Source organism: Streptomyces goshikiensis (assembly GCF_014650555.1).
Lineage (GTDB): Bacteria > Actinomycetota > Actinomycetes > Streptomycetales > Streptomycetaceae > Streptomyces > Streptomyces goshikiensis.
In genome coordinates this window covers 515,101-541,650 of sequence record NZ_BMVE01000003.1, presented here as the reverse complement: position 1 = coordinate 541,650, position 26,550 = coordinate 515,101, and the positions used below count along the sequence as shown (strand labels likewise).

The following is a 26,550-nucleotide window of genomic DNA, read 5'->3' as shown; positions in this document are numbered from 1 at the left end:
TCCTACGGTGTGGCTCGTGACTGAATCAGCTTGCGCGCCGCCCCGCGCGGACCTCGTACTGCCGTGCCTCGACGAGGCGGAGGCGCTCCCCTGGGTACTGGCCCGGGTGCCGGCCGGCTGGCGGGCCATCGTCGTCGACAACGGGTCGACCGACGGCTCCGCGGACATCGCCCGCGGTCTCGGTGCCACGGTCGTGCACGAGAGCCGCCGCGGTTTCGGCGCCGCCTGCCACGCCGGGCTGCTCGCGGCCCGCGCCGACCTGGTCTGCTTCTGCGACTGCGACGCCTCCCTCGACCCCGGGCTGCTCGCCCCCATGGCGGCGCGGGTCGCGGCGGGCGAGGCGGACCTGCTGCTCGGCCGCCGCCGTCCGCGGGGGCGCGGCGCCTGGCCGGCCCACGCCCGCGCCGGGAACCTGGCGCTGGCCCGGATGCTGCGGCGCCGTACCGGGCTGCGGCTGCACGACCTCGGGCCGATGCGGGTCGCGCGCCGTGAGGCACTGGTCGGCCTGGAGCTGACCGACCGGCGCAGCGGCTACCCGCTCCAGATGGTCGTACGGGCCGCCGACGCGGGCTGGCGGGTCGCCGAGACGGACGTCCCGTACCTGCCGCGCTCGGGCAAGTCGAAGGTCACCGGGACCTGGCGGGGCACCTGGCACGCGGTGCGGGACATGCGCCGGGTGCTGGCCGAGCCGCCGCTCAAGCGGTCCGCCCCGAGCGCGGGAGTACGTACATGAGCACCCTCCTCGTCATCGCGAAGGCCCCGGTCGCGGGGCGGGTCAAGACCCGGCTGACGCCGCGTTTCACCCCGGAGGAGGCGGCCGGCCTGGCGCGGGCCGCGCTCCAGGACACCCTCGCGGCGGTCCTCGCCACCGATGCCCGGCGGCGGGTCCTGGTCCTCGACGGGCGGCCGGGGCCGTGGCTGCCGGAGGGCATCGAGGTGGTCCCGCAGTGCGCGGGCGGGCTGGACGTCCGGCTGGCCGCGGCGTTCTCCCTGTCCGGCGGGCCCGCGCTGCTGATCGGCATGGACACCCCGCAGGTCACCCCGGAGCTGCTGGCCCAGGGGCTCGACTTCACCGGCACCGGCGCCTGGTTCGGTCCCGCGGACGACGGCGGGTTCTGGGCGCTGGGCCTGGCCCGGCCCGATCCGGCGCTGCTGCTCGGCGTCCCGATGTCCGTCCCGCACACGGGGCGGGAGCAGCGGCTGCGGCTGACCGCGTCCGGCCGGGCGGTACGGGACCTGCCCGCGCTGTGTGACGTGGACACCCCGGCGGATGCGGCGCGGGTCGCGGCCGCCGCGCCCGGTACCCGGTTCGCCGCGCTGCACGGCGAGCTGTGCGCGGTCGCGCGATGACGGCGCAGCTGTCGGAGCCGGTGCGCGCCTGGCGGGCCGACCCGTACGCCGACGCGCTGCGGGCCGGCCGCGGGCCCCTGTACCTGCGGCGCTCGGACGGCTGGCTGCTGCCGCTGGACGTGGCGCGCTGGTGCGCCGAACCGGACGAGGCCGACGCGACGGTGCTCGCGCGCTGCCGGGGCCCGGTCCTGGACATCGGCTGCGGGCCGGGCCGGATGGTCGCGGCGCTGGCCCGGCTGGGGCGTCCGGCGCTGGGCGTGGACGTGATGCCGGCGGCGGTGGAACGTACCGTGCGGGCGGGCGGCAGCGCGCTGTGCCGGTCGGTGTTCGATCCGCTGCCCAGCGAGGGCCGCTGGGGCACGGTGCTGCTCATCGACGGCAACATCGGCATCGGCGGGGACCCGGTGGCGCTGCTGCGGCGCGCCGCCCGGCTGACGGATCCGCGCGGCTCGCTGCTGGTGGAGGTGGCCGCTCCGGACGTGGACGAGCGGGTCGAGGTCCACCTCGACGACGGCGACGGTGCCTGGGGGGCGCCGTTCCCGTGGGCGCGGGTGGGCGCCCGGGCCCTGGGGGTCCACGCCGCCGAGGCGGGCTGGTCGCGGGCGGTGGCCTGGGAGGCGGCGGACCGGCGCTTCGTACGCCTGACGCGCTGATCCCCCGGCGCCCCGCCGCCCCTTGTTCCCGCGCCTTGTTCCCGCGCCGCCGGGCCTGGTTTCAGGCCCGGCGGCGCAGCAGTGCGCGGATGCCCAGGTACGCGCCCGTGACGAGGGCGATCGCGGCCATCGCCAGCAGCCAGTTGCGCGCGTAGTCCAGCGGCAGCACCGTCGGGTTGGACGGCGCTCCGGGGCGCAGGAGCGGCGGGAGCGCGATCGCGGTGAGGGAGCCCGCGACGATCAGGGCGGCCCGGGGCGCGCCGGTCGGGCGCAGTCCCGCCGCGGCGGTGAGGGCGGCGACGGCGAGGACCAGCGGGGCGATCAGCCCGTCGTGGAGCACGACGGCGCCCGCGAGCCACAGCGCGATCCGCCAGGGCTCGGGCTGCCCGAGCAGCAGGACGCCGCCCAGCGCCATCAGGGCCAGCCCGAGTCCTCCGAGTGCGCGGCGGTACGTCATCACGCGACCTCCAGTCGGCCGACCCACTTGGTCTGGAGCACGCCGGGCCGGTTCGGGGCGATGATCCGGGCCGGATAGCCGTGGTCCAGGGAGAGCGGTTCGCCGCCCAGCCGCAGCGCGAGCAGGGTGAGCGGGTCCTGGGCGTACTCGCGGCCCATCTCCATGACGCGGTAGGCGCCGGCCGCCTCCAGCGAGACGACCCGGGCTCCGGCGCGGGGCCCGGCTCCGGCGCGCTCCAGCAGGTCCCGTACCCGGACGCCGGACCAGTGGGCGGACTTGCTCCAGCCCTCGACGCAGGCGATGGGCAGGGTGACCTCGTACTGCGCCATCGCGCTCAGTTCGGCCAGCGTGAGCAGGTACGGGCGCGGCCCGTCGACGGTGAGCCGCCAGCCGGTCAGCGAGGCCTCGGTGACCTGGGCGGCGGCGGCCGTGCGGTTCACCGGCAGGCCCTGGAGGCCGTGTTCGGGGCTGCGCGGGGCGAACAGCTCGAAGGGGGCGAGCGCGGTGACGGACTGTCCGACGGTCGTCAGGGTGACGGCGCCCACCCCGGCGGCGATGGCGGTCAGCAACTGCCTGCGGTCCGGGCCGTCGGCGGCGGGCAGGGCGAGGGTGCCCTCGGAGCTCCGGCTCCAGTGGGCGCGGATCCTCGGCCACTGGACCGCGAGGTGCAGGAGCAGCGCGCCCAGCAGCAGCCAGGCCACCGCGTAGTGCACGGGGACGAAGGAGAACGGCCACGGATACCACTGATAGGTGTTCAGGAAGCCGGTGATCAGCTGGAACACGCCCGCCGCCACCAGGACCGCCACCGAGAGCCGCTCCAGCGCGTGCCGCGGCGACCGGACGGGCGGCCAGGCGAAGAGCCGCGGGTACACCGTCCAGAGCTTGGCCAGCAGCAGCGGGATCGCGGCGGTACCGGAGGCCACGTGCAGGCCCTGGGTGACCCGGTAGCCCCAGTACGGGCGGCTCGGCAGCCGGTCGGCGAGCCAGTGCGGCGGGTGCTGGAGGCAGTGGCTGAGCACACCGGTCGCGAAGCAGACGACGATGGCGAGCCCGAGCCAGCGGCCGATCGCGGTCGCGGTGCGGGCGTCGTGCAGCCGCCCCTTGAAGGTGACGGGTGGCCGGCCGGGCGGCGGGAGGGTGAAGGGCATGCGCCCATCACACCCGTGCCGGGGCCGGATCGGGCGGCTGGACACCTTACGAAACACGGACGTGCGGGGCGCCGGGCCCCGATCCGGGCCCGGCTCCTGGAACGCTGCGGACGTGAACCCACGCACCGCCCTCACCGTCCCGTCCCGCACCGCCGCCGCCCCCGCCGCCCCGGTCACCCTGACCGCCCTGGTCGCCTTGGTCGCCTTGGTCGTTGCCCTCGTGTGCGCCATCCGCTACGACGGCTACTTCACCGGTCCCGCCGCACTGTCCGGGTGGTACGCGGGCTGCTGGGTGCTGTTCGCGGGCGCGCTGCTCGCGCTGCGCCGTGTCCCGGCCCGCCGGGTCGTACCGCTGGTGCTGGCGGGCGCCTTCGCGGTGGCGGCGACGGGGCTGGTGGCGCCGCCCCGGACCAGTACCGACTCGTACCGCTATGCCTGGGACGGCAGGGTGCAGGCCGCCGGGATCTCCCCGTACGACCACGCGCCCCAGGACGCCGGGCTGACGCGGCTGCGCGACCCCTGGCTCTTCCCCACGGGCGCGGCCTGCGCCGGTCCCGACCGGGCCGCGATCCCGCACCCGGCGGACACCCCGGCGCCGCGGTGCACGCGGATCAACCGGCCCGCCGTGCACACCATCTACCCGCCCGTCGCCGAGGCGTACTTCCTGGTCGTGGACCTGCTCTCGCCCGAAGGCGCCCGGCACAAGCCGCTCCAGATCGGCGCCGGGCTGCTGTCGCTCGGCGTGACGGGCGCGCTGCTGCTGATCCTGCGCCGCCGGGGCGGTGACCCGCGGTGGGCCGCGTACTGGGCGTGGTGTCCGGCCGTGCCCGTCGAGGCGGTGAACAACGCGCACGTCGACGTGCTGGGCGTGCTCCTGGCGGTGGCCGGTCTCGGGCTCGTGGCCGCGCGCGGGCCGGGAGCGCGGGCGGCGGGCGGGCTGCTGCTGGGCGCGGCCGTCGCCACCAAGCTGATGCCGGCGATCGCCCTGCCGGGCGCGCTGTCGGGGGTGCGCCGGGTGCGGGACGCGGCCGTGGTGCTGCTGCCCGCCGCCGCCTTCGCCGTGCTCGCGTACGTCCCGTACGTACTGCTCTCGCACGGCTCCGTCTTCGGCTACCTCGGGGGCTACGTCGAGGAAGAGGGGTACGAGGACCCCTCCTCGGGCTCCCGGTACGTGCTGCTGCGTCTGGTGCTGCCGGACGACTGGGCGCTGCCGGTGCTGCTCGCCGTGCTGGCGGGGGTCTGCCTGTACGTGCTGTGGCGCGGGGATCCGCGCCGCCCGTGGAGCGGGGCGCTGCTGGTGACGGGCTGGGCCTTCGTCCTGCTGACGCCGGGCTACTCGTGGTACGCGCTGCTGCTCGTCGCGCTGGTGGCGCTGGACGGGCGCTGGGAGTGGCTGGGCGTCGCGGTCGCCGGGGCGGCGGTGTACGTCACGGGGCAGGTGTTCGGCTCGCGCGAGACCACGGGCGCCCTGGCGTACGGCCTCGCGGCGCTCCTCGTCCTCACGGTCACGGCACTCCGCCACCGCCACCGCCACACCCCCGCCCCGGCGGCGTAGGGGCGTACGGGGAGGGCCCGGGGTCCGCCCCCCGTGGCGGGCCCCGGGCCGGTCTCGTGGCCGCCGTCAGTCGCCGATCGCGATCTTGCCGTTGGCGGGCACCGGCTCACGGTTCGCCTCCGGCCTGGCCGCGCCCCGGCCGCCGAGGAGCTGGGACAGGTCGATGCCGGTGGTGGAGCCGAGGAGTTCCATGCCCTGGGCCACGTTGTCGGCGACGGTGCGGGACAGCTTGCTCGCGCCGTCGGTGGAGATCACCGTCATCTTGTCGATCGCGGCCAGCGGCTCGGCCGCCTTGGCGACCACCTGCGGCAGCACCTCCACCAGCATCTGGATCATCGCCGCGTCGCCGTAGCCCGCGAAGGCCTCGGCCTTCTTGCGCATGGCCTCCGCCTCGGCCGCGCCCTTCGCCGCGATGGCGGCCGCCTCCGCGTCACCCTCCAGGCGTACCGCCTCCGCGATCGCCGCGCGGCGGGCCCGCTCGGCCTCGCCCCGCTTGGCGCCCTCGACGGCCTCCGCCTCCGCGAGAGCGGAGCGGCGCTGCTTCTCGCCCTCACCGGTCAGCCGGGACCGCGCGGCCTCCGCCTCGGCGGCGGCGATGTCGGCCAGACGCTCCGCCTCGGCCTGCTTGACGCGGGCCACGCGCTTGGCCTCGGCCTCCTGTTCGGCCTGGTAGCGGCGGGCGTCGGCCGGCTTGCGGACCTCGGTGTCGAGCTGGCGGTCGGTCAGCGCGGCCTGCCGCTCGGCGACCTTCTCCTGTTCGGCCAGGATCTGCTGCTGCCGGTCGGCGTCGGCCAGCGGCCCGGCGGCGTTCGCCTGCGCGGTGGCCGCGTCGGTCTCGGCCTTGATCTCGGCCTGGCGCAGGTACAGGGTGCGCTGCGCAACCGCGATCTCCTCCTCGGCCTTCAGCCGGGCCTGTTCGGCGGCCTGGCGGGCGTTGGCCTCGGCGATGTCGGCCTCCTGCTTGGCGCGGGCGGCCTCGGGACGGCCGAGGTCCTCCAGGTAGGAGCCTTCCGTGGTGATGTCCTGGATCTGGAAGGCGTCCAGTACCAGGCCCTGCCCGGAGAGGCTGGCCTCGGCCTCCTCCGCGACCTGCCCGGCGAACGCGGCCCGGTCGCGGATGATGTCCTCGACCGACATCCGGCCGACGATGGCCCGCAGCGCGCCCGACAGCACTTCCTGGGTGAAGCCGACGATGCCGTCCTGCTGTTGCAGGAACCGCTGCGCGGCGGCGCGGATGGCGTCCTCGTTGCCGCCGACCTTGACGATCGCGACGCCTTCGAGATTGGCCTTGATGCCGCGCAGCGTGACCGCGCCCCGGACGGCGATCGGGATGTGACGGCTCGACAGGTCGAGGGTGTAGCGCTGCTGGACGAAGGGGACGACGAACACTCCCCCGCCGACCACGACCTTCTGCCCGCTGTTGTCGGTGACGACCTGCCCGGTCGCCGGATCGGTGGACTTCTTGCCGCGCCGGCCCGTGATGATGAAGGCCTCGCTGGGGCCGGCGACCTTGTAGCGGGTGACGACGACGAGGGCGAGCAGGACGAGGAGTACGACCACTCCCACGACGGCGGTGACGACTGGACTCATGGTGGTTCCCCCTGCCTCCCCCGGTGGAGGGAACAGATCGGTGGTGTGGGTGGACGGAGAAGGCGGCGCAGCGGAGCGGGGCGGAGCCGGGCGGAGAGCGTGTCAGCGCTCGACGGCGCGCACGCTGACCGAGGTGGACGACGGCGCCGCCGTCACCCACACCTCCACGCCACGGGCCAGCGGCCCTTCGGCGGTCGCGGCGCATTTGACCGGCTGGCCGCCGAGCCGCAGCAGGACCTCGCCGTAGCCGCCGGCCGGGACGGCGGTGACCACCGTCCCCGCGGAGCCGACGAGGTCGCGGTGGCTCGGCGCGGCCCCGCTGTCGTCCCGGAGCAGGGCCCGGCTCAGCCGGTACGTCGACCAGCCCGCCCCCACCCCGGCCAGGGTCCCGACGGCGGCTGCCGCTCCCGGCCCGAGACCGGTGCTCCCGAGCACGATCGCCCCCGTGAAGCCGAGCATGGAGACGAAGCCCGCGATCACGGGAAGCGACAGCCAGCCGTCCAGCAGTCCGCCCAAGGCTCCGCCGAAGACGCCTTCCAGGACCCCGTCGGATACGAGGGCGCAGGCCAGCAGGACGGTTCCCCCGATGCCGAGACCGAGAAACAAGCCCATGAGCACCTCCCCCGCTCGACCCGCGTTCGCCCCGTACGACGCCATCGTGCCAACGGGTGCGCATGCCGCGCATTGCCTGGTTCCGGCAGTCTTTACGCTTCTTTGACGCACCCGCCCGCGCTGCGGGCCACCGCTGCCGCGTACGCCATTCGTACGAGGCGATTTACGGAGCCCGAACGCCAACCCGGTCCGCTCTTCGGTACGTTCCGGCTCCTGGCAGGGAAGGAACCAGGGGGAGGCGGATGTGAACTCGATGCGGATACGTACGAGGCGACGGGCAGCGGCAGTGATCGGCGCGGCGGTGGCGCTGGCGGCGCCCCTGGTCGTCGCCGGGGGCGGGACGGCGCACGCCGACTCCTGCAACATGACCGTGGGGCCCTACCAGCGGCAGGTCGAGCAGTTCCTGGGGCGGCCGGTCGACGGCCGGCAGTCGGCGGCCGACTGCAAGGCCATAAAGGCGTTCCAGGCGACGCACGGGATCACCCCGACGGCCGGATACGCCGGCCCGCTCACCTGGCGCACGATGAACACGATGATCGAACAGCGGGCGGCCGGCAACACCCCCAACCGGCAGGGGACATGCCCGACCAATCTCGGCCGGATCGCCTGTGTCGACCTGACCCGCCAGCTCAGCTGGGTCCAGGACGGCGGGAAACTCGTCTACGGCCCGGTCCCGGTGCGCACCGGCAAGGACGGCACCGAGACCCGGACCGGCCTGAAGAAGATCTATTACCGCAACATCAACCACTGGTCGACGATCTACGACGTCGCGATGCCGTACGCGCAGTTCTTCGACGGCGGCATCGCCTTCCACTCCGTGGACAAGAGCATGTGGAACCCGCCCGGTTCGGGAGGCTGCGTCAACATGCGGTCCGCCGACGCCAAGGCGTACTGGAACCTGCTCAAGAACGGTGACGACGTGTTCGTCTACGGCCGCAAGCCGGGCACCTAGTGCCCTGACCGGAAACGATCACCGGGTTGGTGGTGACGGGCCTCTGGCCACCAACCCGACGTCCTGGCCGCCGCCTCACCGCGTGACCGGTCAGTCGGACACGGCCAGGCCTTGTCCGAGCGGGGTGATCTCCTTCGGGCCGTAGCAAGCGACGGACTTCCCCGTGACCAGAGCCCAGTAGCGGTCGCCGAAGGACCAGTGCCACCATTTCCCTGATGATTGGATGTGTTCAAGCATCAGGGAAGGGGCGAGTGTGAGTGAGTGGCATGTGGTGTGGGTGCCCGACCCGGGCCGGTGGGGGACACTTCCTGAAGCGGGAGTACTGGGGGTCGAGGACCTGCCGAGGGCGGTCGAGCGGATCGGCTTGATGCCGGGTGATCCTGTCTTCATCGCTCCAGATTTCACCATTGACTCCGACCTGTTGGAGTTCGTTCTCTCGAAGCACTTCCGCTTCCTTGCGCGGGAGACGAAGCGGAACTACGCCACGGACATTCGGATCCTCCTGACGTTCCTGTCGTCGCGCGGGATCGACTGGCGCCGGGCCTCCGAGCAGGACCTGCTGAACTACAGGACCTGGCGCTGCGATGCTCCGCAAAATCCCGAGCGGATCAGCGGGTCGAAGTGGAATCGCGAGGCCGCCGCCTTCACCCGCTTGTTCAAGTGGGCGAGGGTGAGCCCGCGGCCGGTGGACGCGTCCCGGCGGGAGGACCGTGCAGCTGACTCGGTAAGTGCCCGGGTGTCGTGGCTGACACCGCGTACGTGGAGTTTGTGGTCGGACGTCGGGCTGCGCGGTCATGGTCGCGATGGGGTGCCGACTTGGGGGTGGGATGCGCGGACCGAGGCCCGTAACACCTCGTTTGTGCAGTTCATCTTGAGCTCGGGACTTCGGCGACAGGAAGGCGGTTCCCTCCTGACGTTCGAGCTGCCCGCTCAGCGGTTGCAGCACGGGCGCTACCAGCACGGCCAGCTCGCCGGGGCGGTGACCAGGTCGAAGAACGGCCGCGCCTTCTACACCTCGCTGGACGCCCTGGGACAGGTCGAGACCTACGTACAGTCGGAGCGCGCTTGGGCGGTGAAGCGAGCTCAGCAGATGGGCCGTTATGAGCGGATCGAGCAGATGCGCTTGGTCACGAAGGTGACCCGCGGCCGGGCCCCGCGAGTCTTCTGGGTCGACCGAGATGGCGTCGAGGGCCATCAGTATGTGACCCATCTGGGCTGGCGGGAACGGCAGTGGCTGTTCATCGAAGGCCCGGAGGGGCCGGAACCTGCATGGCTGTGGCTGACCGAGCAGGGCTTGCCGATGGTTCCCGACCGTTGGAACACCGTGTTCACCACGGCGAATCTGCGCTGTGAAGAGGTTCTGTTGACCCCCGCCGAGCGGGAAGTGGGCCGGAACCTCCGAGCCGCAGAGGTCCGGGGCCGGACTCCGTACGCGACCCCGCATTCCACCCGTCACTCCTTCGCGCTGTACATGCTCATCGTGCTGAACCAGCTGATGGAGGCCCGCTTCGGATTGACCGCAGCGGATCGACGGGATTTCGCGATGCTGTTCGGTGATCCCTGGTGGCTGGTCAAGACCCTCCTCGGGCACGCGGACGTCGAGACGACCAAGCGTCATTACCTGGCTCCCGTCGCGCACCTGCAGCTGGAGTCGATCCTGGCGACAGCCGAGGCCAACGGGCCCGACCGCGAGGTCGAGGACATCGACAGCGTGTTCGCGCGACTCGCGAAGGAGTCGGCCGGGATCCAGGACATCGACGTCATCGTCGACCGGCTGCCGGTGGCCGACCGATGAGCCGCCGCGGGCGTCGGGCGGTCCTGCCGCCGACCGACTTCACCACTGAACCAGCGCTCGCCGCAGGCGGACTGGTGGTCACCATCGTCAACAAGGCTGGCCACGGGAAGGACTTCGTCTTCTCCGATCTGTCCGTCCCGGAGCCGATGCAGCGCTCTCTGGCAACGGTGTTCGCTGCCCAGAGAACGAAGTGGACCAGCCACTACAGCGCCACAGCTGCCTGGAACAGGCTGAAGGTGTTCGCCGAGTTCATCTCCGGTCTCGACACTCCTCCCGAGGATCTGACCGGCCTGGACGCGGCGACGCTCAAGCGCTGGCGGCTGCAGATCATCAGCACGAACACCGGTCGCACCACGCTGCGGGCGGTCCATCGGCTACTCCGCAGCGACCCCCGGTTGAGCGAAGGGCCGGTCGCAGAAGAGCTGGCCCGTCGCGTTCCCGCACCGAAGCCCGTCCGGAAGTCCTACGACGAGGCGGAACGCGAGCACGTGCTGCTGGCAGCAGGCCGTCAGTTCCGGGCCGCCTGGCTCAGGATCCGGGAGAACAGTGAACTGCTGGAGAGGTGGCGGGCGGGAGCCCTGGATGAGGGCAGCCGTGACTGGCGGCTCGGAGAAGCGCTGGACCATGTGGCTCGTGTCGGGGACGTGCCCCGTACGCCGCTGCCGAGTGGTCGACAGGCCATCACCAACCGCGGATTGCTGGGCGGTCGCGACAGCAAGCACACGTGGGGCCGGCTGTTCCTCACCCCGTCGGAGCTGACTGCCCTGGCCGTGCTCCTGACCGACCGCTTCGGTTGGAACCTCTCCGTCTACGACCGTATGTCGGCCCCGACCAGGGCTCCGTCGGTCGCGGAGTCCACGAACGTGACCTACCACGTGCAGATCGAGAAACGCCGGGCCGGGAACGGCCGCTGGTTCTCCACGGAGAACATCACCGACTCCGGGGCCGACTCGCCAGGGCGTTTGATCACGCAGGCACTGCAGGCCACGCTCCATGGACGACTTCTGGCTGCACAGCTGTCTCCAGGTACTGACCTGTTGATGACTGCCCGCGCGGTTCGCCAGAAGGGCGGACGCAGAGACATGGACCGTCCTCCGGTAGTCGGCCCACTCGTTTTCGGAGTCTCAGGTGTCGAGGGGGCGTCCTGGGCGAGCGAACACAAGCTGAACGGCTCGCCCTTCCGCCAGGTCCGACGCACAACGGTGACTCGGGAGGGCAAGCCTCTCCAGCACTCGCAAGGGACGCACGAGAGCGTCTACGTGCTCCCCGACCAAAGAGTCCGGCAAGACTCGCAGCAGATCTTCGAGGACGGCGCACTCGAAGCTCTCGACCAGGCAAAGAAGATCTTCTTCGGCGGTCGCCTCGCTCCGGGGCCGGACCCGGCCCACGGGCAGACGGCGGCCGCGGATTGTGCGGACGAGGACACCACCCCGTGGCCTGCCCCGGGCGGTGGCTGCGGAGCCGACTTCCTGCTCTGCCTCGCCTGCCCGAACGCACACATCCACCCAGGCCACCACCCCCGCCTCGCCCTCCTCCACGAGCAGATCCAGAGCCTGCGGTCGGCGATGCCTGAACACAGATGGCACCAGCGCTGGTACGAGCACTGGCAGCGGATCGACGACCTGGCGGACAAAGTCGGCCGCCCGTCCTGGGCTGCCGCCTTGGGCAGGGTCAGCAACACCGACCGCGCCTTGGTCGACCTCCTCTTGAAAGGACAGCTGGCTCCATGACCCTTGCTCTTGCCTCCGGTGACGATCCCTATCTGCTGCCGGTCCCGACCTCGAACAGTCTCGTCGTCCTTCCTCAATGGATCAGTGCCGGCAACACCAACCCCAACGGTCGCTACCAGGAGTCGATCTGGCCGCTGGGCCCGCTCATCGACAGGCCCGGCGCCAGCCTGGCCAAGATCCACTGGAAGAATTGCCCGGATCACCTGGAGTGGCAGATCAGGCAGGTGACCTGGATCTTGCTGAACGGCCAGTTGCGGCCCACCTACCTCCAGACTCGTGGAATCCGCGCCCGGCCCAGAGGCTCCGCCACCGAGATGCGCGAGACCTGCTACGAGTGGATGAGGCTCGCCCGCTGGCTGCACGCCGCAGGCCTCGCGAACCTTCGGGCCTGCACCGACGATCACTGGGCCGCCTACGCCGCAGACCGCTTCAGCGCCAGAATCTCGCGGCACCACGCCAGCGAGACCCTGAGCCGGTTGGCTGATCTGTGGGCGTTCGACCAGCTCTGCACTCGCCCCGTCGGCGTCACTCAGCCGCCCTGGGAACGACACGGCATCGACGACTATCTACCCTCGTCCGCGTCGCAGGATGCCGGTGAGAACACGACCGAGCCGCTGGACCCGAAGGTCCTGGGGCCGCTCCTGATGTGGGCCATCCGGATGGTCGACGACTTCGGAGACGACGTCCTGGCTGCCTGGACAGAACGGCTCCACATGCAGCAGTTGGCTGCCTCCAACCCGAGTACGCCCGAAGGACTGGCCGCGCTGGACGCCTACCTCCTGCCCCAACTCGCAGCGGGCGAGGGTGTTCCGGCCACCGGGCGTCAAGGCAGGACTGTCCTCAACGCCCCTTTCATCGCGGCGACCGTCGGCTGCAGCATCAACCAGGTCAACGGTTTTCGGCAACGCCATCGCCTCACCACGCTGCAGCCCGGCCCATGTCTACTGCAGGTTCCGATGACAGGGCAGATCAACGGCAGGCCCTGGCGCGAGCACCTCGACTTCAACGAAGCCCCGACCTTGATGCGGCATCTGTCCACCGCTGCGATGATCGTCTGTCTCTACCTGACCGGTATGCGGCCACAGGAAGTACAGGGTCTGCGGTCCGGCTGCTGCCCCGAACCTGAGGGCGGAGGTCGACATCTCATCCGCAGTCACCACTACAAGAACGTCACCGATGACGACGGCACGCACGTCTCGGCCGGTGAGGAACGGGATGTCCCCTGGGTCGCCATCACCCCGGTCGTCCGTGCGATCCGAGTCCTTGAACGGATGGTTCCCGAGGGCGAGCTGCTCTTCAGTTCCGCCCATCACGACTTTGTCCGTGGCCGCCAGTTCAGTGGTGCCTTGAAGAACGCCGGTATGAACCAGCGGATCGAGAGCTTCGTTGCGTGGATCAACCAGGAAGCAGAATCCCAGGGGCTGTCGGACCAGGGCGTTCCCGAAGATCCTCACGGCGCCATCGGGCTCGGACGGTTCCGTCGGACCCTGGCGTGGCACATTGCCCGCAGACCTGGCGGGCTCGTCGCGCTCGCGATCCAGTACGGCCACATGCGCACCGTCCTCGACGCCCGCACCTCCAGCGGCTACGGCAGCCGGAGCCGCCGCGGCATCCACAGCGTCCTCGACGTCGAAACCGCCCTGGCCGCTGCCGACACCGCCGCACGGCTGCGGGAACGCCTCTCCGCCGGCGAGAAGATCTCCGGGCCCGCCGCCCGACGAGCCCTCACCGCCGCGGTTCAGGCACCACGGTTCGAGGGCCGCACCGTCACCCAGAGATTCGCCAAGCAGGCCGCCGACTACCTGGCCCGCGACGGCCTGGTCCTCTACGACAACCCGGACGCCTCGCTGATCTGCGTCTTCAAGCGCGACAACGCGCTCTGCGAACCAGGCCCCGACGCAACCGCCCCGAACCAGTTCGACTGTCGCCCCGGCTGCGGCAACGCCGTCCGCCTCGACAGTCACGCGAGCGAACTACTCGAAGAAGCCGACCGCATCAACCAACTCGCGGCGCACACCCCTCAGCCGCTGGCAAGGCGACTCCGCGCCGCCGCCGAACAGCATCGCGTTACCGCCGACACTCACCACGCCACTGCTCAACCCGCCGAGGCTCTGACATGACCGAGCAATCCTCTGACGAGCGCGCACGTATTCGCGCTGCCATCGACCGACTCCTCTCCGGCCAGCCGACAGCCTCTAACGGCGCGCTGACCGTCGTCGCTCTCGCGGCCGAGGCCGGTGTTCACCGCATGGCCCTCCAGAAACGCCATGCCGACCTGAAGCACGAGTTCTACGAGCGCGTCCGCGCCGAGACGAAGCAACTCCCCGAATCGGAAAAGCGGCTCCGCAGGACCGTGTCCGACTTGAAGGAAACCGTTACCGTGCAGAAGGCCGAGATCACGGCGCTCCGACACCAAGTCACGCAACTCGCGCTCGCCAACGCCGTCCTCACCCTTCAGGGCAAGGAGAGGCACACGGAGAAGACTGCGGACAATGTGGTCCCCCTCCACCCGAGGGAAGGGTGACTCCCGGACCTCGCCCCCGACGATGTAGGCCGACAGCGGCATACCGTCTGGGAGCCGTCACCCGTCGAAGTGCCGCCAGGGGATGTCGAGCCGGTTGAGGGGCTGCAGGAAGCTGCGGTGTTGGGCGCCGATCCAGACATCAACCTTCCCGTCGTCCCAACTGGGTCCGACCCTGGCGACGAGGCCAGGGGCGACGAGGAAGTCCGTCGGTGCGTCGGCGGGCGACAAGAACGGCCGCAGCGGCACGCGCTGTAGGTAGCTCTCGAGTGCGGGAAGGAGGTGCCTGGGAAGGTTGTCGCAACTGGCTTGGTAGACGGCCGAGAGCGTGGCCTCCTCAAGGGCGAACTGCAGGAGGAATCTGCTCAGGGGTTCCTCCTCGGGCACAGGGTGGCTGTCCTCGAACCAGACGGTGGGATCGGTGTCGCTACCGCCGGGCTCCCAGGGGATCGACCATGTCCAGCCGCCCTGGCACTCGACGCCGAAGACCAGGTGCTCCGCGCTGCTGTCCGGGTGGACTTTGTTGATCGGCTTGATGCGGTTGTGGCTACCGAGCATGGCCGGTCGATGCGCGGCCAGTCGGTAGAAGTCTGCCAGTGCCCACGGTATGGAACGGGGTATGTCGGCGGCCAGCTCCTGTGTGCTGGTCACCGGGTACCAACCAGTGACGAAGCGCTCGAGGGCCCGGCCCGGGTTCGTGTGGACGTCACCGAGCCAGTCCAGCGCAGGGCGAAGCGGCAGCGTGGTCGGTGGCCGGGCGCAGTCAAGGCTTTCGCGGCTCAGCGGCGGGCTGATCCGTAGGCGGCAGCGGATGAGTACGTCCTCGCCGGCCTCGCACATCGAGACCCGTACGACGCCGAGGTGGACGCATCCGTCGTCAAGCCGGACGAAGAGGTGAACGAGCGGCTGCGGCGGGGTCCCCGGAGTCGTAAACGGCATGGGCCCCATGAGGCGTGACACGACCGGGGCGGGCGCTGGGCCGACAAGGCGGAACTCCTGAGCGTTCCACACCCCGCTGACCTCCGGGTCATCACCGGGGTGCGCGATGATCACCGTTGACGAAGGTCCGACTACAACGATCGCGCCGGGCACCGGGAAGACCTCGGCATCTCGCCCGGCAAGGTTGAGGGCTGCATCAGTGTCGATGAGGTTCTGGGAGGTCCGCTGCACGCGGGAAGGATATGCGGGAAGCGATCAGCCAGAGTGGGTCGACTGAAGGGCTCCTACGCGCCGAGAAGCTGAACACAAGAACTTGACTGGGAACACCATTCCGTGGGGTAGTTCACCAGCCCCGCCGCCGCCAGCGCGGAACCCAGCAGCCTCCGGTTGGCACGCGCCTCCTCGCCGATGTTGGCGGCATGGGTGTAGCAGGCGCCCTCGCTCTCCTCCGGGTCCGCGTTCATCCGTGTACCCAGGTCCAGTTCGCGCCCACCGGCATCTGCCAGGGTGAGGTCGACGGCCGCGCCGGCGCTGTGCGGAGCGATGTCGGGCGGTGACACGTATCGGCTCGCTGCCGAATGGACCTGCCGGGCGGACCATTCCGGGTGGATGGCCCGCAACTGGCTCGCGTACTCCTCGAAGTACTCCCGCTGAAGAGAAGGGGGCCGATATCCCTCGACGAACAGCAGCCGCACGTCCTGGGGAAGCGCCGCCTGGGCCTTGAGCAGCCGCTCCAGCACGCCTTCCCGCAGGTAGGCGAAGGCATCTGCCGGGTCTTGCTTGCGTGCATCGACCAGCAGCGAACCGGCGGCGCGAACGTCCACGAGACGTTCACCGCACTCCGCGACGGGTATGGCGGCGACCTTCGGGTCCGACATCAACACGATCTCACTCATGAAGTGATCATCCCGCAGGGCTCGACCCGGCGAACCTATGCGGTCAGGGCGCCAGTCAGCCGGTGCGCTCGTACTCGACCTGGGCGAGGAGGTTGCCCTCGCCGAAGTCGAAGGTGCGGGTGGCGCCGGTCTCGGTGAAGCCGCACTTGGCGTAGAAGCGCCGGGATCGCGGGGTGTCGCGCAGGGTCCACAGATGCGCTCCGGCGCAGCCCTCGTCGCTCAGGCGGCGCACCGTCTCGGTCATCAGCGCGGCGGCGACGCCGGTGCCCCAGCCGTCGGGGTGACCGTAGAAGGTCGCGATCTCCGCGAGGCCCGGCCGGGTCGGGGAGGGCAGGAAGACGGAGAGCGCCAGGGGGCGGCCCTCGACCTCGGCCAGCAGGATCGTCCCCCGTCCGGCCAGGGCCTGCGCCGGCGCCTGCGCCTGCGCCGAGGCTTCCGCCGAGGGCTGCGCCGGGGCCGCGACGCGGGCGTGCCATCGCGTACGCCTGCTCCGGACCTCGCGGGCGGCGAACTCCGGCTCGAAGAACGGGCCGTAGGCCGCCTCCCAGGCGGCGGCATGGATCCGGCCGAGCGCATCTCCGTCAGCCGGGCCGGCGCGGCGTATCTCGATCATTGCGTCAGCCTAACGCGGTGGTCTGACAGACCGGCCGGCGACGAGACGGATGGCGCTGATCGTGAGGTCGGGGTCGTGGACCTGTACGTAGTGATCGCTTCCGGTGGCCAGGAACTGCGGGGTCTGGGGCTCCAGTTCGACCAGCGAGCGCTGTACCTGGGGCCAGGCGCCCTCAAGCCGGGCCAGGAGCTCCTTGGGGGCACCGGGCGCGGTGGCGAAGGGCTCCGTCTTGCTGAGCACGGCCAGCGGCACCTTCGGCAGGGGCCCGGCCGCGCCGATCGCGCGGATCGCGCCGTCGATGTCGACCTTCTCGAATCCCGGGTCCGAGTCGAAGGCGGTGCCGGGGTTGTTCAGCAACCGGAGGTAGGCGGGCCAGTCCTTGCCGAACAGCTCCTTGAGGTCGGTCCCGAAGCCGTCGACGAAGACGAGTCCTGCCACCTTCCCGGGGTGTTCCTGCGCGAAGTTCCGCGTGATCATTGCGCCGAAGGAATGACCGACGAGCAGGTAGGGGCCGGGTACGCGGGCCGCCGTCAGCACCTTGTCCAGGTCGGAGGTCATCGCCGACAGGGAGCGCGTGCCGGTGACCGGGGTACTGCGGGTGGTCAGGGCCGGCGGCTCGGTGTAGCGGAGGGTGCCGGGGCGGTCGTAGACGCAGACCCGCGCGAACGCGGCCACGCCCGGGAACACGGCGGGGGCCTTTGGGACGGGCGGCTTGACGTCGGTGACGTTCCAGGTGTCCGAGGAGTCGTGCAGTCCGGATTCCAGGATCACGGTGGGGCCGCCGGGGCCCGCGCCGCCGGGGCCCGCGCCCCCGCCGCCGCTCCCCCGGCACCGCAGGTAGATCTTCCGGCCGCCGCCGATGTCCACGGGACCGGCGAAATCGGCCGTCCCGGTGGCCGTGGGGCCGGTGACGCCGTGCTGCCGGGGCGGGCCCGCACCGCATCCGGCCGACGCCGTGGCGATCACGGCGACGGCCGTCGCGACGAGCGCGTACGCCAGGGCCCGAGGCTTCGTCCCGGATGAGGTCACGTCCCGATCCTCACCCGGGGCCGGGTGAGCCGCAGCCCGGCCCACCCGACCGCCGGGGCGGGCTGGTTGCCGTAAGCCGGCCGGTCAGGGCGCGGCGGTGAGGCGGACGGCCCCGATCCGGCCCTCGGCGTCGAAGTCGATCTCGGCCGCGCTCCCGCCGGGGAGCTCCGCCGTGATCCGGTCCCCGTCCTCGCGGCGGGGTACGCCGTGGTGGTCGAAGTAGCCCGTGACGGCGTGGCGGGCCGAGCGGCCGATCAAGCCCGCCCCGGTCACGAGGGTCCGAGGCAGCGCGATGGCGTCGAGCGCCGGGCGGGGCACCTGCGGGTCGTCGGGCAGGAAGTAGACCAGTGTGCCCGGCCCGGCCTGCTGGCTGAAGTAGCCCGGGGCCTCGGCCACGCCCATCCCGGCGAAGGCCAGCATCTCGGCCGCGTGCCGGGGGTCGGCGAAGCCGGACAGGTCGAGGGCCTCCTCGGTGAGCTCGGCGATCCCCTGGCTGCGGCCGTACCGCTCGATCGCGCCGGTGAGCGCCACCACCTCGGTGCCGCGCAGCCCCGGGTTGGCCCAGCCCCACATCCAGGACCGCTCGTCCATGTCGTAGGTGCCCAGCACCGCGACCCGCAGCTCCAGGCCCTCCTGCCGGTAGGCGCAGGTCGGCAGGTCCGCCGTCCAGGGGCCTTCGGGAAGGAACGCGGTCAGGGCCTCAAGCTGCTCGGCGCCCCACGCCGCGTGCCGCTCGGCCTCCAGCAGGAACGCGTCACTGAATCGGCTGAATTCGCTCACCATGATCACGACGATACGAGACCCCCTCGCCCCCGCCGCCTCCGGGGGTGACGGACCTGCGTGGTGGGCGCGCCCGCGCACCCGCCCGGGGCGCACCGGTCCCAGGCCGTACGGGGCGCCGGTGGCCGGCGGGTGACTTATGGCGGCCGCCGTCGCGGTGACCGCGCGTACGGAGGTGGTGCGTACGGAGGTGGTGCGTGCGGAGGTGATGCGTGCGGAGGTGGTGCGTGCGGAGGTGGTGCGTGCGGAGGTCGCGGTACGCCTGTTCGGCGCGAACGTAGTTCCCCCGGGGTTTGGCGCCCGCCCCTCTGGCCGCGCCCGTCCTCCCCACGGGTCACGACGAGGGAGCCCGGCTCCACGGCCGTCCGCCGCTGCCCGTACGGATACTCCGCCCCCGCCCTGCCGACGGGTGGCACAATGCGGCGCCATGACCGATGACGGCGCCTCCGGCGCGTTCCTGGCCGGGCAGACGGGACTGATCGTCACGATCCCCGAGGCCGAACCCGTCGTCCGCGCCTGGCGCGAACGGCTCGACCCCGGGGCACGGGCCGGAGTTCCCGCACACGTGACCGTGTTGTTCCCGTTCCTGGAGGAACGCGACATCGACGCGTCCGTGCACGCCGCCATCGCCGAAGTGCTGTCCGGACACGAGGCGTTCGACCTGCGGTTCGAGGGGTGCGGGCGCTTCCCCGGGACCCTCTACCTCGCCCCCGTCCCGGACACCCCGCTGCGCCGGCTCACCCTCGCGATCGCCGAGCGCTGGCCGCGAAACCCGCCGTACGGCGGCCGGTTCGCCGAGGTCGTCCCGCACCTCACGATCGCCCAGGACCAGGAACCCCAAGTCCTTTCGGCGGTCGAGACCGGCCTCCGGCCCCGCCTCCCCTTCTCGGCCCACGTCTCGTCCGTCGCGCTGATGGCCTACGACGGCACGGCCTGGCAGCACCGCACCACTTTCCCGCTCCCCCCGGCCACCACCACCGGCTGACCGCTCCCACCCGGCCCGGGCCGTGCTCAAGCCTGGTCCTCCCCGGGCCGGGCCCCTCGTGTCACCCGCGTAGGTCTTGAGTATGGGATCCCGGAACAGCTCCCGGGACCGATGCGTACGACCCACCACTCCTCCTAACGTCGTGAGTGTCACATCAGGCAACTCGACACTTGGACGGCGGAGATGATGCACGACACATCAAGCGGAGGGGACCGGCCCGGCCGGGCACGGGTGGGGCGGGTCAGGAGGCGAGATGGAACCCGGCGCCGACTCCGCCGTTGGCGTTCAGCTCGTCGATGATGCTCAGGATCGGCGAACTGTGCTGGGCGCCCCAGGCGTTGCCGACCAGCGTCTGACCGACGACGACGGGGGAACCGGAGTCACCGCCGTCGGTCCAGATGAGGTGGGTGAACCAGATCCCGTTGGTACCGAGCTTGATGGCGCAGGTCAGGCCCGTCCGGTGGCCCTGCTTGCACATGCGGGTGCCGTTGGCGGGCGGGGCGCCGATCGATGTGATGGTGACGCCGCCGACGGTGTTCGTGGCCGCGACCCTGCTCTCGTCGAGCTTGATCACGGCGTAGTCCAGGCCCTTGGGACCGGAGTTGAGGAGGTTGTTGGGGGTGCCGACATAGGTGACCGTGCCGATCGGCCCCGTCTGCAGATCGGGGCGGCTGTCGGGGATCGGGGCCGGGGCGAAGGCCGTTCCCGCCGGGGAGGTGTCCCGGTAGACGGAGGCGCCGACCAGCTTGTTGCCCTGCTCGTCTATGAAGCAGTGGGCGTTGGTGAGCGCCACCAGGTTGCCGGCCGAGTCGCGGCCGACCGCGGTGAGGGTGCAGATGTAGAAGCTCGTGGGAGCTTCCGGGGTCGGCTGCAACCGGAAGATGATCCCGGTGCCGCCGCCTACGGGGGTGAGGGTGTCCGCGCCGGCGGGAGGGGCGGCGATGAGGGACATGCCCGCCAGGAGCGCGGCGAGGCCGAGAGCGCGCAGTGTTCGTAACATGCGATCGCTTTCTTGGTGAGGTGAGGTGAGGTGATTAGAACTATTTTCTAGTTCCTATCACGCCGGAGGGGTCGGGCCACAGGCTGCAACAAGCCTTCTCCCGGCGGCGGGCGGGCAGACGGGCCGGTGAGCCGGTGTGCCGGTATGGGGTGGCTCACCCATCCCCTTCTCGGGGACGGGTCAGGGGCGGGCAAGGGTGTTCCCCGAGGGCAGGGCGGGACCCGCGCCGAAATCATCGGTACATGACAACTGCAACCATGCGGCGCTCCACGCTCGCGGCGGGACCGATCTGTATGACGGTCTACGGGCTCATCCGGCTGACCGACGAGAAGCACGGCCCTGGGCTCGCCTGGTCCTCGGGTCATCTGGCCTTGCTGGCAGGCGTGCTGTGCTTCGTCCCGGTGTTCCGGGGACTGAGCCGGATGGCGGCGGAAGGGCGTGGCCGGGGTGCCCGGCGGCTCGCCGACGCCGGGTTCGCGGCGGGCCTGATCGGTGTGGTGGCGATTTCGGTGCAGGCGGGGATCGACCTCGTGGTCGGGTTCCTCAGTGAGGACCGGGCGGCGATGCAGGTGCTCTTCGAGCGCGTCCAGAGCCGGCCGATGATGGAGCCCGTCTTCTACTCCGTCGGCCCGATGCTGTTCTACGTGGGACTGCTGCTGCTCATGGTGCAGTTGGCGGTGCTGCGGCGCGCCGGGGCGTGGCGGACAGTCGTGATCGTGGCGGGCATCGCCGTCTCGATGGTCAGTCTCGATCTGCTGCCCCTGGGGGGCCTGTTGTTCCTGGCCGCCCTCGTCACCCTCGGCTCCCCCGCCCCCGGGGTGTCCTCCCGGGCCTCGTGACGGGAGCGTCTTCCGGAGCCACAATGGCACCGGCTGAGCGGAGGGGGGCGGCGGTGGCGGAGATACCCGGGGCGCGGGCGGGGCTGCTGCGGGACGCGGAGGAAGTGCGCGCGTACCTGCGGTCGCTGGCCGCGCGGCTCACGCCGGGGCAGGTGCCGGAGTTCGCGCTGCCCGACGAGCCGTTCGGGGACTGGGGCACGGAGCCGGCCACGTTCCAGTACTCCTTCCACGGTCATGTCCGCGCCCGGGACGCGCGGCCCGGGCGCGCGGCGTACGATCCCGCGCTGGCCTCGCGCGCCGCCGAGTCGCTGCGGGAGGACGGCTGGGAGAGCCGCGTGGAGGCCGCCAAGTATCCCCGCACCGGGGGCCGGGAGGTCGTCGTGGTCGGCGTCCGCGACGGCCGGCGGATCACGCTGTCCTTCCCGCGCGACCACGGCGCGGTGCTGTACCGGGGCCAGAGCCGGGCCCTGCCGCTCTACGAGCACGTGCCGCACGTCCGGCCCGAGCCGGCGGTGACCCCGGAGACCCTGGAGCCGGGATGGGCCCTGTGTTACGAGTGCGAGGGGCTCGGGTACTGCCCCGCCTGCGAGGGCCGGGGCTGGGTCATGGGCGGGCGTCCCGGCTGGGGCGGCGGCACCAGTGACCCGGACCGGCTGGGCCGGTGCCCGGAGTGCTTCACCGAGCGGGTGTGCCCGATCTGCCGGGGGCGCGGGAGCCTCAGGCCGGGCTGAAGCCGAAGAGGCCGTCCATGGCGCGTTGGGCGGCCCACGCCGGAGTGGCCCGGACGGCGAGGTCGCGCACGGCCACCGCGAGGGGGTGGGTGAGGGCCGCGACCCGGCCCGCGCGGCGGGAGCGGATCCGGATGGCGTCGGTACGCGCGTGCCGGGCCCGGGTGTACGCGGCCAGGGCGGCCGGTACGTCGCCGTCCGCGTCGAGCAGGCGCGCGAGCACGACGCCGTCCTCGATGGCCTGGCAGCCGCCCTGGCCGAGGTTGGGGGTCATGGCGTGCGCGGCGTCGCCGACCCAGGCGAGCCGCCCCGAGTGGTGGCGGGGCAGTGGCACGGCGAGGTCGTAGAGGTCGTGCCGCAGGACGGCAGCCGGGTCGATGCGGTCCAGGAGCGCCGGGATCGGGTCGTGCCAGGCGCCGTAGCGGCGCCGCAGTTCGGCTCGGAGGTCAGCCGGCGCGTACCCCTGCGGGGCGCGCGCGGTGGCGTAGACGTAGACACGGCCGTCGGCGAGCGGGACCACCCCGAAGCGTTCGCCCCGGCCCCAGGTCTCGGCGGCGACCAGGCCGGGCAGCCCCTCGCAGGACAGTACGGTGCGCCAGGCGGTCTCCCCGCTGTGGCGAAGGCCGGGGTGGCGGGGGAAGTACTGGCGGCGCAGGGCGCTGTGGATGCCGTCGGCGGCGATCACGGCGTCGGCGGTGAGGTCCCCGGCCGGCGTACGGACCACCGGGCCGCCGCCTTCGGGGCTGTCGACGCGCTCGACGGCGGTCACCGCGACCCCGTACCGGACCGTGCCGTCGGGGAGCGCGGCGGTCAGGGCGGCCGCCAGGGCCGTGCGGTGTACGGCGAGCGGGGGCCGGCCGTAGCGGGCCGCCATGGCGGCGGTGTCGGCGCGGTTCAGCCAGTCGCCGCCGGTGCGGCGCACACCCATCGCCGCGGGGACGGCGTGGCCGGCGGCCCGGGTGACGTCGAAGCCGATGGCGTCGAAGGCGCGCAGGGCGTTGGGGGCGAGGACGATCCCGGCTCCGAGGGCGGGCGGCCCGGGCGCCCGTTCGCAGACGGTGACCCGCCAGCCCCGCCGGTGCAGGGCGAGCGCCGCCGTGAGTCCCCCGATGCCCGCACCGGCTATCACCGCATGACGTGGATTGCTGAACATGGCTCCTCCACACTCCACCACCCCTCTACATCCGTAGAGGCCAATGCCCTCACTCTACAGCTGTAGAGTGAGGGCATGTCCACGCCTGATCGCAGAACCCTCATCGCGGACACCGCGATCGATCTCGTGGCCGCCGCCGGGCTGCGCGGTCTGACCCACCGGGCGGTCGACGCCGCCGCAGGACTGCCTTCAGGCAGCACCTCGTACTACTTCCGCACGCGGACGGCACTGATCGGCGCCTGCTACCAGCGGCAGGCCGAGCTGGACCTCGGCGATGTCGACGCGGACGGCCCGCCGCCGGCGGAGGCGGACCGCGGCGCCGCGGCGGCGGCGCTCGCCGCGCTGCTGTACCGCTGGCTGACCACGGGCCGCGCGCGCCAGCTGGCCCGCTTCGAGCTGAGCCTGGAGGCGGCGCGCACGCCGGAACTGGCGCCGGAGCTCCACCGGGCGGGCCTCGGCGCGCGGGCCCGGGCCACGGCGATCCTCGCCGGGCTGGGCGCGGAGCGGCCGGAGGAGGCCGCGGAGCTCCTGGTGGGCTGGACGGAGGGGATCCTCTACGACCGGCTCGCGGGCGCGCTCGCCCGCTCCCGGCCGGCCCCGGACCTGGCGGAACTGACGTCCGTTGCCCGTCGCATGGTGGACGCGGCCCTGCTCTGACCCGCCACCCGGCCGACCCGGGCCGGGCCCGTGCCGGAAGCTACAGGGCGCCGAAGTCGGGGAGGATCAGCGAGCCGTCCTCCGCAAGGGTGAACCCCGGGTTGTGGGCGATCTCCCAGACGTGGCCGTCGGGGTCGGTGAAGTAGCCGGCGTAGCCGCCGTAGAAGGTGGTCGCCGGCGGCCGCGTCACCGTGGCCCCCGCGCGTTCGGCCGCGGCGACGACCGCGTCGACCTCCTCCGGCGAGCGCACGTTCTGCGCCAGGGCGACACCGCCGAAGCCGTCGGAGCCGCCCGCGCGCTCCTCGTCGATGCCGCCGTCGCGCGCGAGCTCGTCGCGGCCCCAGAGCACCAGCGCGAGGCCGCCCGCCTGGAAGAAGACGGTCTCCGACACCTCTTGGCCCCGCCAGCCCAGGCCCTCGTAGAACGTCCGCGCACGCGCCACGTCCGCGACGCCCAGGGTGATCAGGCTGACTCGCTGCTCCATGACCGCAAACTACCAGGGCCGCCACACGGAACCTGGTCGGCCGGCACACGGAATCAGCGGCTGCGCACGCCGCCGGTGAAGCCGACGGGCACGGCGCCTTCACCGGCAGGCGTCACAGCAGGGTGGGTGCACTCTCCGGGGCGGGTTCCTCGGATGCCGGGTGATCCGGGGCGGCGGCGCGCAGCGCCGCTTCGACCCGGCGGTTGCTGGTCATGGACGCCGTGACGGCCGTCATCGCCAGGAGGAGGCCGGCGGCGGCGTAGAGCGGGGTGCGGATGTCGTAGGCGGTGGCCAGCCAGCCGCCGAGGAAGGCCCCGATGGGGGCGGCGCACATGGAGAGCATGCGGGAGGTGGAGGCGACCCGGCCCATCAGATGGGCGGGGACGATCGCCTGCCGGAGGGAGGGCGCGAGCACCATCGTGGCGCCCATGCCCGCCCCGCAGACGGCGAGCGCGAGGCCGGCGACGTACGGGTTCGGGGCGGCGGCAAGGCCCAGGATGGCGAGGCCCTCGACGGCGGCCGTGCAGGTCAGCGCGGTGCCGGTGCCGAGTCGTCGGCCGAGGAAGGAGGCGATGGCCGCGCCGAGCAGGCCGCCGGTCGCCTCCGCCGTGAGGAGGAGGCCGAAGCCGAAGGTGTCGATGCCCAGGCGGTCGTGCGCGAAGAGGGCGAGGACGGTCTCGACGGCGAGGAAGGCGACGTTCCCGACCGCCGGACGCAGCGCCAGCCCGAGCAGCACCCGGTCCCGGAACACGTACGAGGCCCCGGCCCGCGCTTGGCGGAGCAGCGACTCGTGGGCCTCCGGTACGGGCCGGGGCATGGCGGGCAGCGTACGGACGAGCAGCGCGGAGAGCGCGAACGACACCGCGTCGGCGAGCAGCGGAACCGCCCTCCCGAGCGCGAGCAGGGCGCTGCCCGCGGGAGGCCCCGCGAAGCCGGACATGGCGGTCTGGGCGCCGCGCAGGCGGGAGTTGGCGCGTTCCAGCAGTGCGGGGTCGCGGCGCAGGAGATCCGGCAGGTAGGCCGTGGCGGCGGTGTCGAAGAAGAGTCCGCCGAGGCCGAGGAGGAAGGCGACGGCCGCGAGCAGGGGAATGCTCAGCGCGTCGAGCGCGGCCGCTGCCGCCGGTATCGCGAGCAGCACCGCGCGCGCCGTGTCCGCGACCCACATCGTGCGCCGGCGGTCCCAGCGGTCGACCAGCGCACCGCCGAGCACCCCGAAGAGCAGCCACGGCAGCGTTCCGGCGGCCGTGACGACGGCGAGCGCCATCGGATCACGGGTCAGCGTCAACGCGAGCAGGGGCAGCGCGGCATGGGTCACCCCGTCACCGAGGGAGGACACCGTCTGTGCGGTCCACAGCCGTCCGAACCCGGTCGGCAACTTTCTTACGTCTGAAGTCACTTGGCGTCTCCTTCGGTCTGCTCGCGCCGCGCCGGGTGGAACAGTGCGAAGACGAGTGACGCGTCCGGCAGCGAGGGATCGGACAGCTCGCGGTACTCGTCCGCCAGCGCCTGCAACCGCGCGCCGAGCTCCGCGAACTGCTCCTCGGTGAGCCGCAGATGCGCCATCCGTACGTGCCGCTCGCCGTCCGCCGGCGACGCCTCCAGGTCCGCCACCGCATGCCGCATCAGCACGTCCGGCCCACCCTCACCCGGGTCCGGCAGCGCGATCGACCGCGCGGCCATCGCGTAGTACCGCTCGGTGACCCCCCGGACCTTCCGCGTCCGCACCACCTTCACCAGGCCGGCCCGCTCCAGCAGCCGTACGTGGTAGCTGGAACTCCCCTTCGCCAGGCCCACCCGCTCGGCGATCTGCGTGATCGTCGCGGGCTCGAAGCGGAGCACGGCCATGATCCGGTGGCGCGTGAGGTTGGAGACGGCGCGCAGCTGCTCGTCAGTGGTGACGTGAAACGTCTCGGGAAGATCGTCGGTAGGCATGCGAGTAATGGTCAACGTTTCTTGACCATTACGCAAGGGGATTCCGCGCGGACCTCCGGAATCTGCCGTCCGGCGCTCCGGACGTTCCGTCAAAACCCGACGCCCCGCTGCCGGTCCGGGGGCCGAGCAGCAGAACGCCCCGAGAAGTTCCC

At 72.1% G+C, this 26,550-nt stretch carries 28 protein-coding genes; 13 read left to right on the top strand and 15 right to left on the bottom strand.

Annotated elements, in window-relative coordinates:
• The first annotated feature begins 16 nt into the window (after positions 1 to 16).
• Genes IE248_RS12560 through IE248_RS12550 form a run of 3 tightly spaced genes read left to right on the top strand, consistent with a single transcriptional unit; the run spans position 17 to position 2,003 of the window.
• Positions 17 to 733 (top strand): glycosyltransferase family 2 protein, encoded by a 717-nt coding sequence (locus tag IE248_RS12560; RefSeq protein ID WP_100581057.1) that lies wholly within the window; start codon positions 17 to 19, stop codon positions 731 to 733.
• Positions 730 to 1,350 (top strand): TIGR04282 family arsenosugar biosynthesis glycosyltransferase, encoded by a 621-nt coding sequence (locus IE248_RS12555; RefSeq protein ID WP_100580797.1) that lies wholly within the window; start codon positions 730 to 732, stop codon positions 1,348 to 1,350. Before IE248_RS12560 ends, IE248_RS12555 begins: the two co-directional genes overlap by 4 nt.
• On the top strand, positions 1,347 to 2,003 hold the full coding sequence (locus tag IE248_RS12550) for a class I SAM-dependent methyltransferase (protein ID WP_037800283.1): 657 nt from the start codon (positions 1,347 to 1,349) through the stop codon (positions 2,001 to 2,003). Before IE248_RS12555 ends, IE248_RS12550 begins: the two co-directional genes overlap by 4 nt.
• A gap of 61 nt (positions 2,004 to 2,064) precedes the next feature.
• Here IE248_RS12550 and IE248_RS12545 read toward each other — a convergent pair whose 3' ends face one another.
• Together IE248_RS12545 and IE248_RS12540 are read right to left on the bottom strand one after the other, a co-directional pair.
• Entirely contained in the window at positions 2,065 to 2,460 is a 396-nt protein-coding gene (locus IE248_RS12545; RefSeq protein ID WP_100580798.1) for a hypothetical protein, read from the bottom strand.
• Positions 2,460 to 3,608, bottom strand: coding sequence for a molybdopterin-dependent oxidoreductase (locus IE248_RS12540; RefSeq protein WP_190030752.1), 1,149 nt, complete (start codon positions 3,606 to 3,608; stop codon positions 2,460 to 2,462). Before IE248_RS12540 ends, IE248_RS12545 begins: the two co-directional genes overlap by 1 nt.
• A gap of 112 nt (positions 3,609 to 3,720) precedes the next feature.
• Here IE248_RS12540 and IE248_RS12535 point away from each other — a divergent pair, with 112 nt between their 5' ends.
• A complete protein-coding gene (locus IE248_RS12535; RefSeq protein ID WP_241848096.1) occupies positions 3,721 to 5,163 on the top strand; it encodes a glycosyltransferase 87 family protein in 1,443 nt (480 codons plus the stop codon).
• Between the two features lie 66 nt (positions 5,164 to 5,229).
• On the opposite strand, the gene IE248_RS12530 is transcribed toward IE248_RS12535, so the two are convergent.
• Both IE248_RS12530 and IE248_RS12525 read right to left on the bottom strand, forming a co-directional pair.
• On the bottom strand, positions 5,230 to 6,753 hold the full coding sequence (locus IE248_RS12530) for a flotillin family protein (protein WP_073798755.1): 1,524 nt from the start codon (positions 6,751 to 6,753) through the stop codon (positions 5,230 to 5,232).
• A gap of 102 nt (positions 6,754 to 6,855) precedes the next feature.
• Positions 6,856 to 7,365 carry an NfeD C-terminal domain-containing protein gene (locus tag IE248_RS12525; RefSeq protein WP_190030750.1) on the bottom strand — a complete coding sequence of 170 codons (510 nt, stop codon included), beginning with the start codon at positions 7,363 to 7,365 and terminating at the stop codon, positions 6,856 to 6,858.
• A 253-nt stretch (positions 7,366 to 7,618) separates the two neighbouring features.
• On the opposite strand from IE248_RS12525, the gene IE248_RS12520 reads away from it, so the two are divergent.
• Positions 7,619 to 8,317, top strand: coding sequence for a L,D-transpeptidase family protein (locus IE248_RS12520; RefSeq protein ID WP_190030749.1), 699 nt, complete (start codon positions 7,619 to 7,621; stop codon positions 8,315 to 8,317).
• 90 nt (positions 8,318 to 8,407) lie between these two features.
• On the opposite strand, the gene IE248_RS12515 is transcribed toward IE248_RS12520, so the two are convergent.
• Positions 8,408 to 8,554 carry a hypothetical protein gene (locus IE248_RS12515; RefSeq protein WP_190030848.1) on the bottom strand — a complete coding sequence of 49 codons (147 nt, stop codon included), beginning with the start codon at positions 8,552 to 8,554 and terminating at the stop codon, positions 8,408 to 8,410.
• A 16-nt stretch (positions 8,555 to 8,570) separates the two neighbouring features.
• Here IE248_RS12515 and IE248_RS12510 point away from each other — a divergent pair, with 16 nt between their 5' ends.
• Genes IE248_RS12510 through IE248_RS12495 form a run of 4 tightly spaced genes read left to right on the top strand, consistent with a single transcriptional unit; the run spans position 8,571 to position 14,366 of the window.
• Positions 8,571 to 10,112, top strand: a complete 1,542-nt coding sequence (locus tag IE248_RS12510) for a site-specific integrase (protein WP_073798752.1) — start codon at positions 8,571 to 8,573, stop codon at positions 10,110 to 10,112.
• Positions 10,109 to 11,842: a hypothetical protein gene (locus IE248_RS12505; RefSeq protein ID WP_190030748.1), complete on the top strand. Its 1,734-nt coding sequence runs from the start codon at positions 10,109 to 10,111 to the stop codon at positions 11,840 to 11,842. The genes IE248_RS12510 and IE248_RS12505 overlap by 4 nt, the downstream gene beginning before the upstream one ends.
• Positions 11,839 to 13,962, top strand: coding sequence for a site-specific integrase (locus IE248_RS12500; protein ID WP_073798750.1), 2,124 nt, complete (start codon positions 11,839 to 11,841; stop codon positions 13,960 to 13,962). Before IE248_RS12505 ends, IE248_RS12500 begins: the two co-directional genes overlap by 4 nt.
• Positions 13,959 to 14,366: a hypothetical protein gene (locus IE248_RS12495; RefSeq protein WP_190030747.1), complete on the top strand. Its 408-nt coding sequence runs from the start codon at positions 13,959 to 13,961 to the stop codon at positions 14,364 to 14,366. Before IE248_RS12500 ends, IE248_RS12495 begins: the two co-directional genes overlap by 4 nt.
• A gap of 57 nt (positions 14,367 to 14,423) precedes the next feature.
• Here IE248_RS12495 and IE248_RS12490 read toward each other — a convergent pair whose 3' ends face one another.
• The 5 genes from IE248_RS12490 to IE248_RS12470 all read right to left on the bottom strand — a co-directional run bounded on the left by IE248_RS12490 (position 14,424) and on the right by IE248_RS12470 (position 18,623).
• Positions 14,424 to 15,533 (bottom strand): hypothetical protein, encoded by a 1,110-nt coding sequence (locus tag IE248_RS12490; protein ID WP_190030746.1) that lies wholly within the window; start codon positions 15,531 to 15,533, stop codon positions 14,424 to 14,426.
• 53 nt (positions 15,534 to 15,586) lie between these two features.
• Complete coding sequence (locus IE248_RS12485; RefSeq protein ID WP_190030745.1) at positions 15,587 to 16,198, bottom strand: M15 family metallopeptidase; 612 nt, start codon at positions 16,196 to 16,198, stop codon at positions 15,587 to 15,589.
• Positions 16,199 to 16,253: 55 nt separating this feature from the next.
• A complete protein-coding gene (locus tag IE248_RS12480) occupies positions 16,254 to 16,811 on the bottom strand; it encodes a GNAT family N-acetyltransferase (RefSeq protein ID WP_190030744.1) in 558 nt (185 codons plus the stop codon).
• Between the two features lie 9 nt (positions 16,812 to 16,820).
• Positions 16,821 to 17,840 (bottom strand): alpha/beta fold hydrolase, encoded by a 1,020-nt coding sequence (locus tag IE248_RS12475; RefSeq protein WP_190030743.1) that lies wholly within the window; start codon positions 17,838 to 17,840, stop codon positions 16,821 to 16,823.
• 84 nt (positions 17,841 to 17,924) lie between these two features.
• Complete coding sequence (locus IE248_RS12470) at positions 17,925 to 18,623, bottom strand: DUF6882 domain-containing protein (protein ID WP_190030742.1); 699 nt, start codon at positions 18,621 to 18,623, stop codon at positions 17,925 to 17,927.
• A gap of 424 nt (positions 18,624 to 19,047) precedes the next feature.
• Between IE248_RS12470 and IE248_RS12465 the strand changes: the two genes are divergently transcribed.
• A complete protein-coding gene (locus IE248_RS12465) occupies positions 19,048 to 19,605 on the top strand; it encodes a 2'-5' RNA ligase family protein (protein ID WP_190030741.1) in 558 nt (185 codons plus the stop codon).
• 241 nt (positions 19,606 to 19,846) lie between these two features.
• On the opposite strand, the gene IE248_RS12460 is transcribed toward IE248_RS12465, so the two are convergent.
• Complete coding sequence (locus IE248_RS12460; protein ID WP_073798743.1) at positions 19,847 to 20,605, bottom strand: trypsin-like peptidase domain-containing protein; 759 nt, start codon at positions 20,603 to 20,605, stop codon at positions 19,847 to 19,849.
• 242 nt (positions 20,606 to 20,847) lie between these two features.
• Between IE248_RS12460 and IE248_RS12455 the strand changes: the two genes are divergently transcribed.
• Together IE248_RS12455 and IE248_RS12450 are read left to right on the top strand one after the other, a co-directional pair.
• On the top strand, positions 20,848 to 21,444 hold the full coding sequence (locus IE248_RS12455; RefSeq protein ID WP_190030740.1) for a hypothetical protein: 597 nt from the start codon (positions 20,848 to 20,850) through the stop codon (positions 21,442 to 21,444).
• Between the two features lie 53 nt (positions 21,445 to 21,497).
• Positions 21,498 to 22,175 (top strand): hypothetical protein, encoded by a 678-nt coding sequence (locus IE248_RS12450; RefSeq protein WP_190030739.1) that lies wholly within the window; start codon positions 21,498 to 21,500, stop codon positions 22,173 to 22,175.
• On the opposite strand, the gene IE248_RS12445 is transcribed toward IE248_RS12450, so the two are convergent.
• Entirely contained in the window at positions 22,162 to 23,325 is a 1,164-nt protein-coding gene (locus IE248_RS12445; protein ID WP_190030738.1) for an FAD-dependent monooxygenase, read from the bottom strand. The two genes, IE248_RS12450 and IE248_RS12445, sit on opposite strands and share 14 nt — an antisense overlap.
• Positions 23,326 to 23,400: 75 nt before the next feature.
• On the opposite strand from IE248_RS12445, the gene IE248_RS12440 reads away from it, so the two are divergent.
• Entirely contained in the window at positions 23,401 to 23,982 is a 582-nt protein-coding gene (locus IE248_RS12440; RefSeq protein WP_190030737.1) for a TetR/AcrR family transcriptional regulator, read from the top strand.
• A 40-nt stretch (positions 23,983 to 24,022) separates the two neighbouring features.
• On the opposite strand, the gene IE248_RS12435 is transcribed toward IE248_RS12440, so the two are convergent.
• From IE248_RS12435 to IE248_RS12425, 3 genes are all read right to left on the bottom strand, one after another.
• Positions 24,023 to 24,466: a VOC family protein gene (locus IE248_RS12435; RefSeq protein ID WP_190030736.1), complete on the bottom strand. Its 444-nt coding sequence runs from the start codon at positions 24,464 to 24,466 to the stop codon at positions 24,023 to 24,025.
• A gap of 112 nt (positions 24,467 to 24,578) precedes the next feature.
• Complete coding sequence (locus IE248_RS12430) at positions 24,579 to 25,862, bottom strand: MFS transporter (RefSeq protein ID WP_190030735.1); 1,284 nt, start codon at positions 25,860 to 25,862, stop codon at positions 24,579 to 24,581.
• Positions 25,859 to 26,398, bottom strand: coding sequence for an ArsR/SmtB family transcription factor (locus IE248_RS12425; RefSeq protein WP_073798736.1), 540 nt, complete (start codon positions 26,396 to 26,398; stop codon positions 25,859 to 25,861). Before IE248_RS12425 ends, IE248_RS12430 begins: the two co-directional genes overlap by 4 nt.
• Between the last annotated feature and the right edge of the window lie 152 nt (positions 26,399 to 26,550).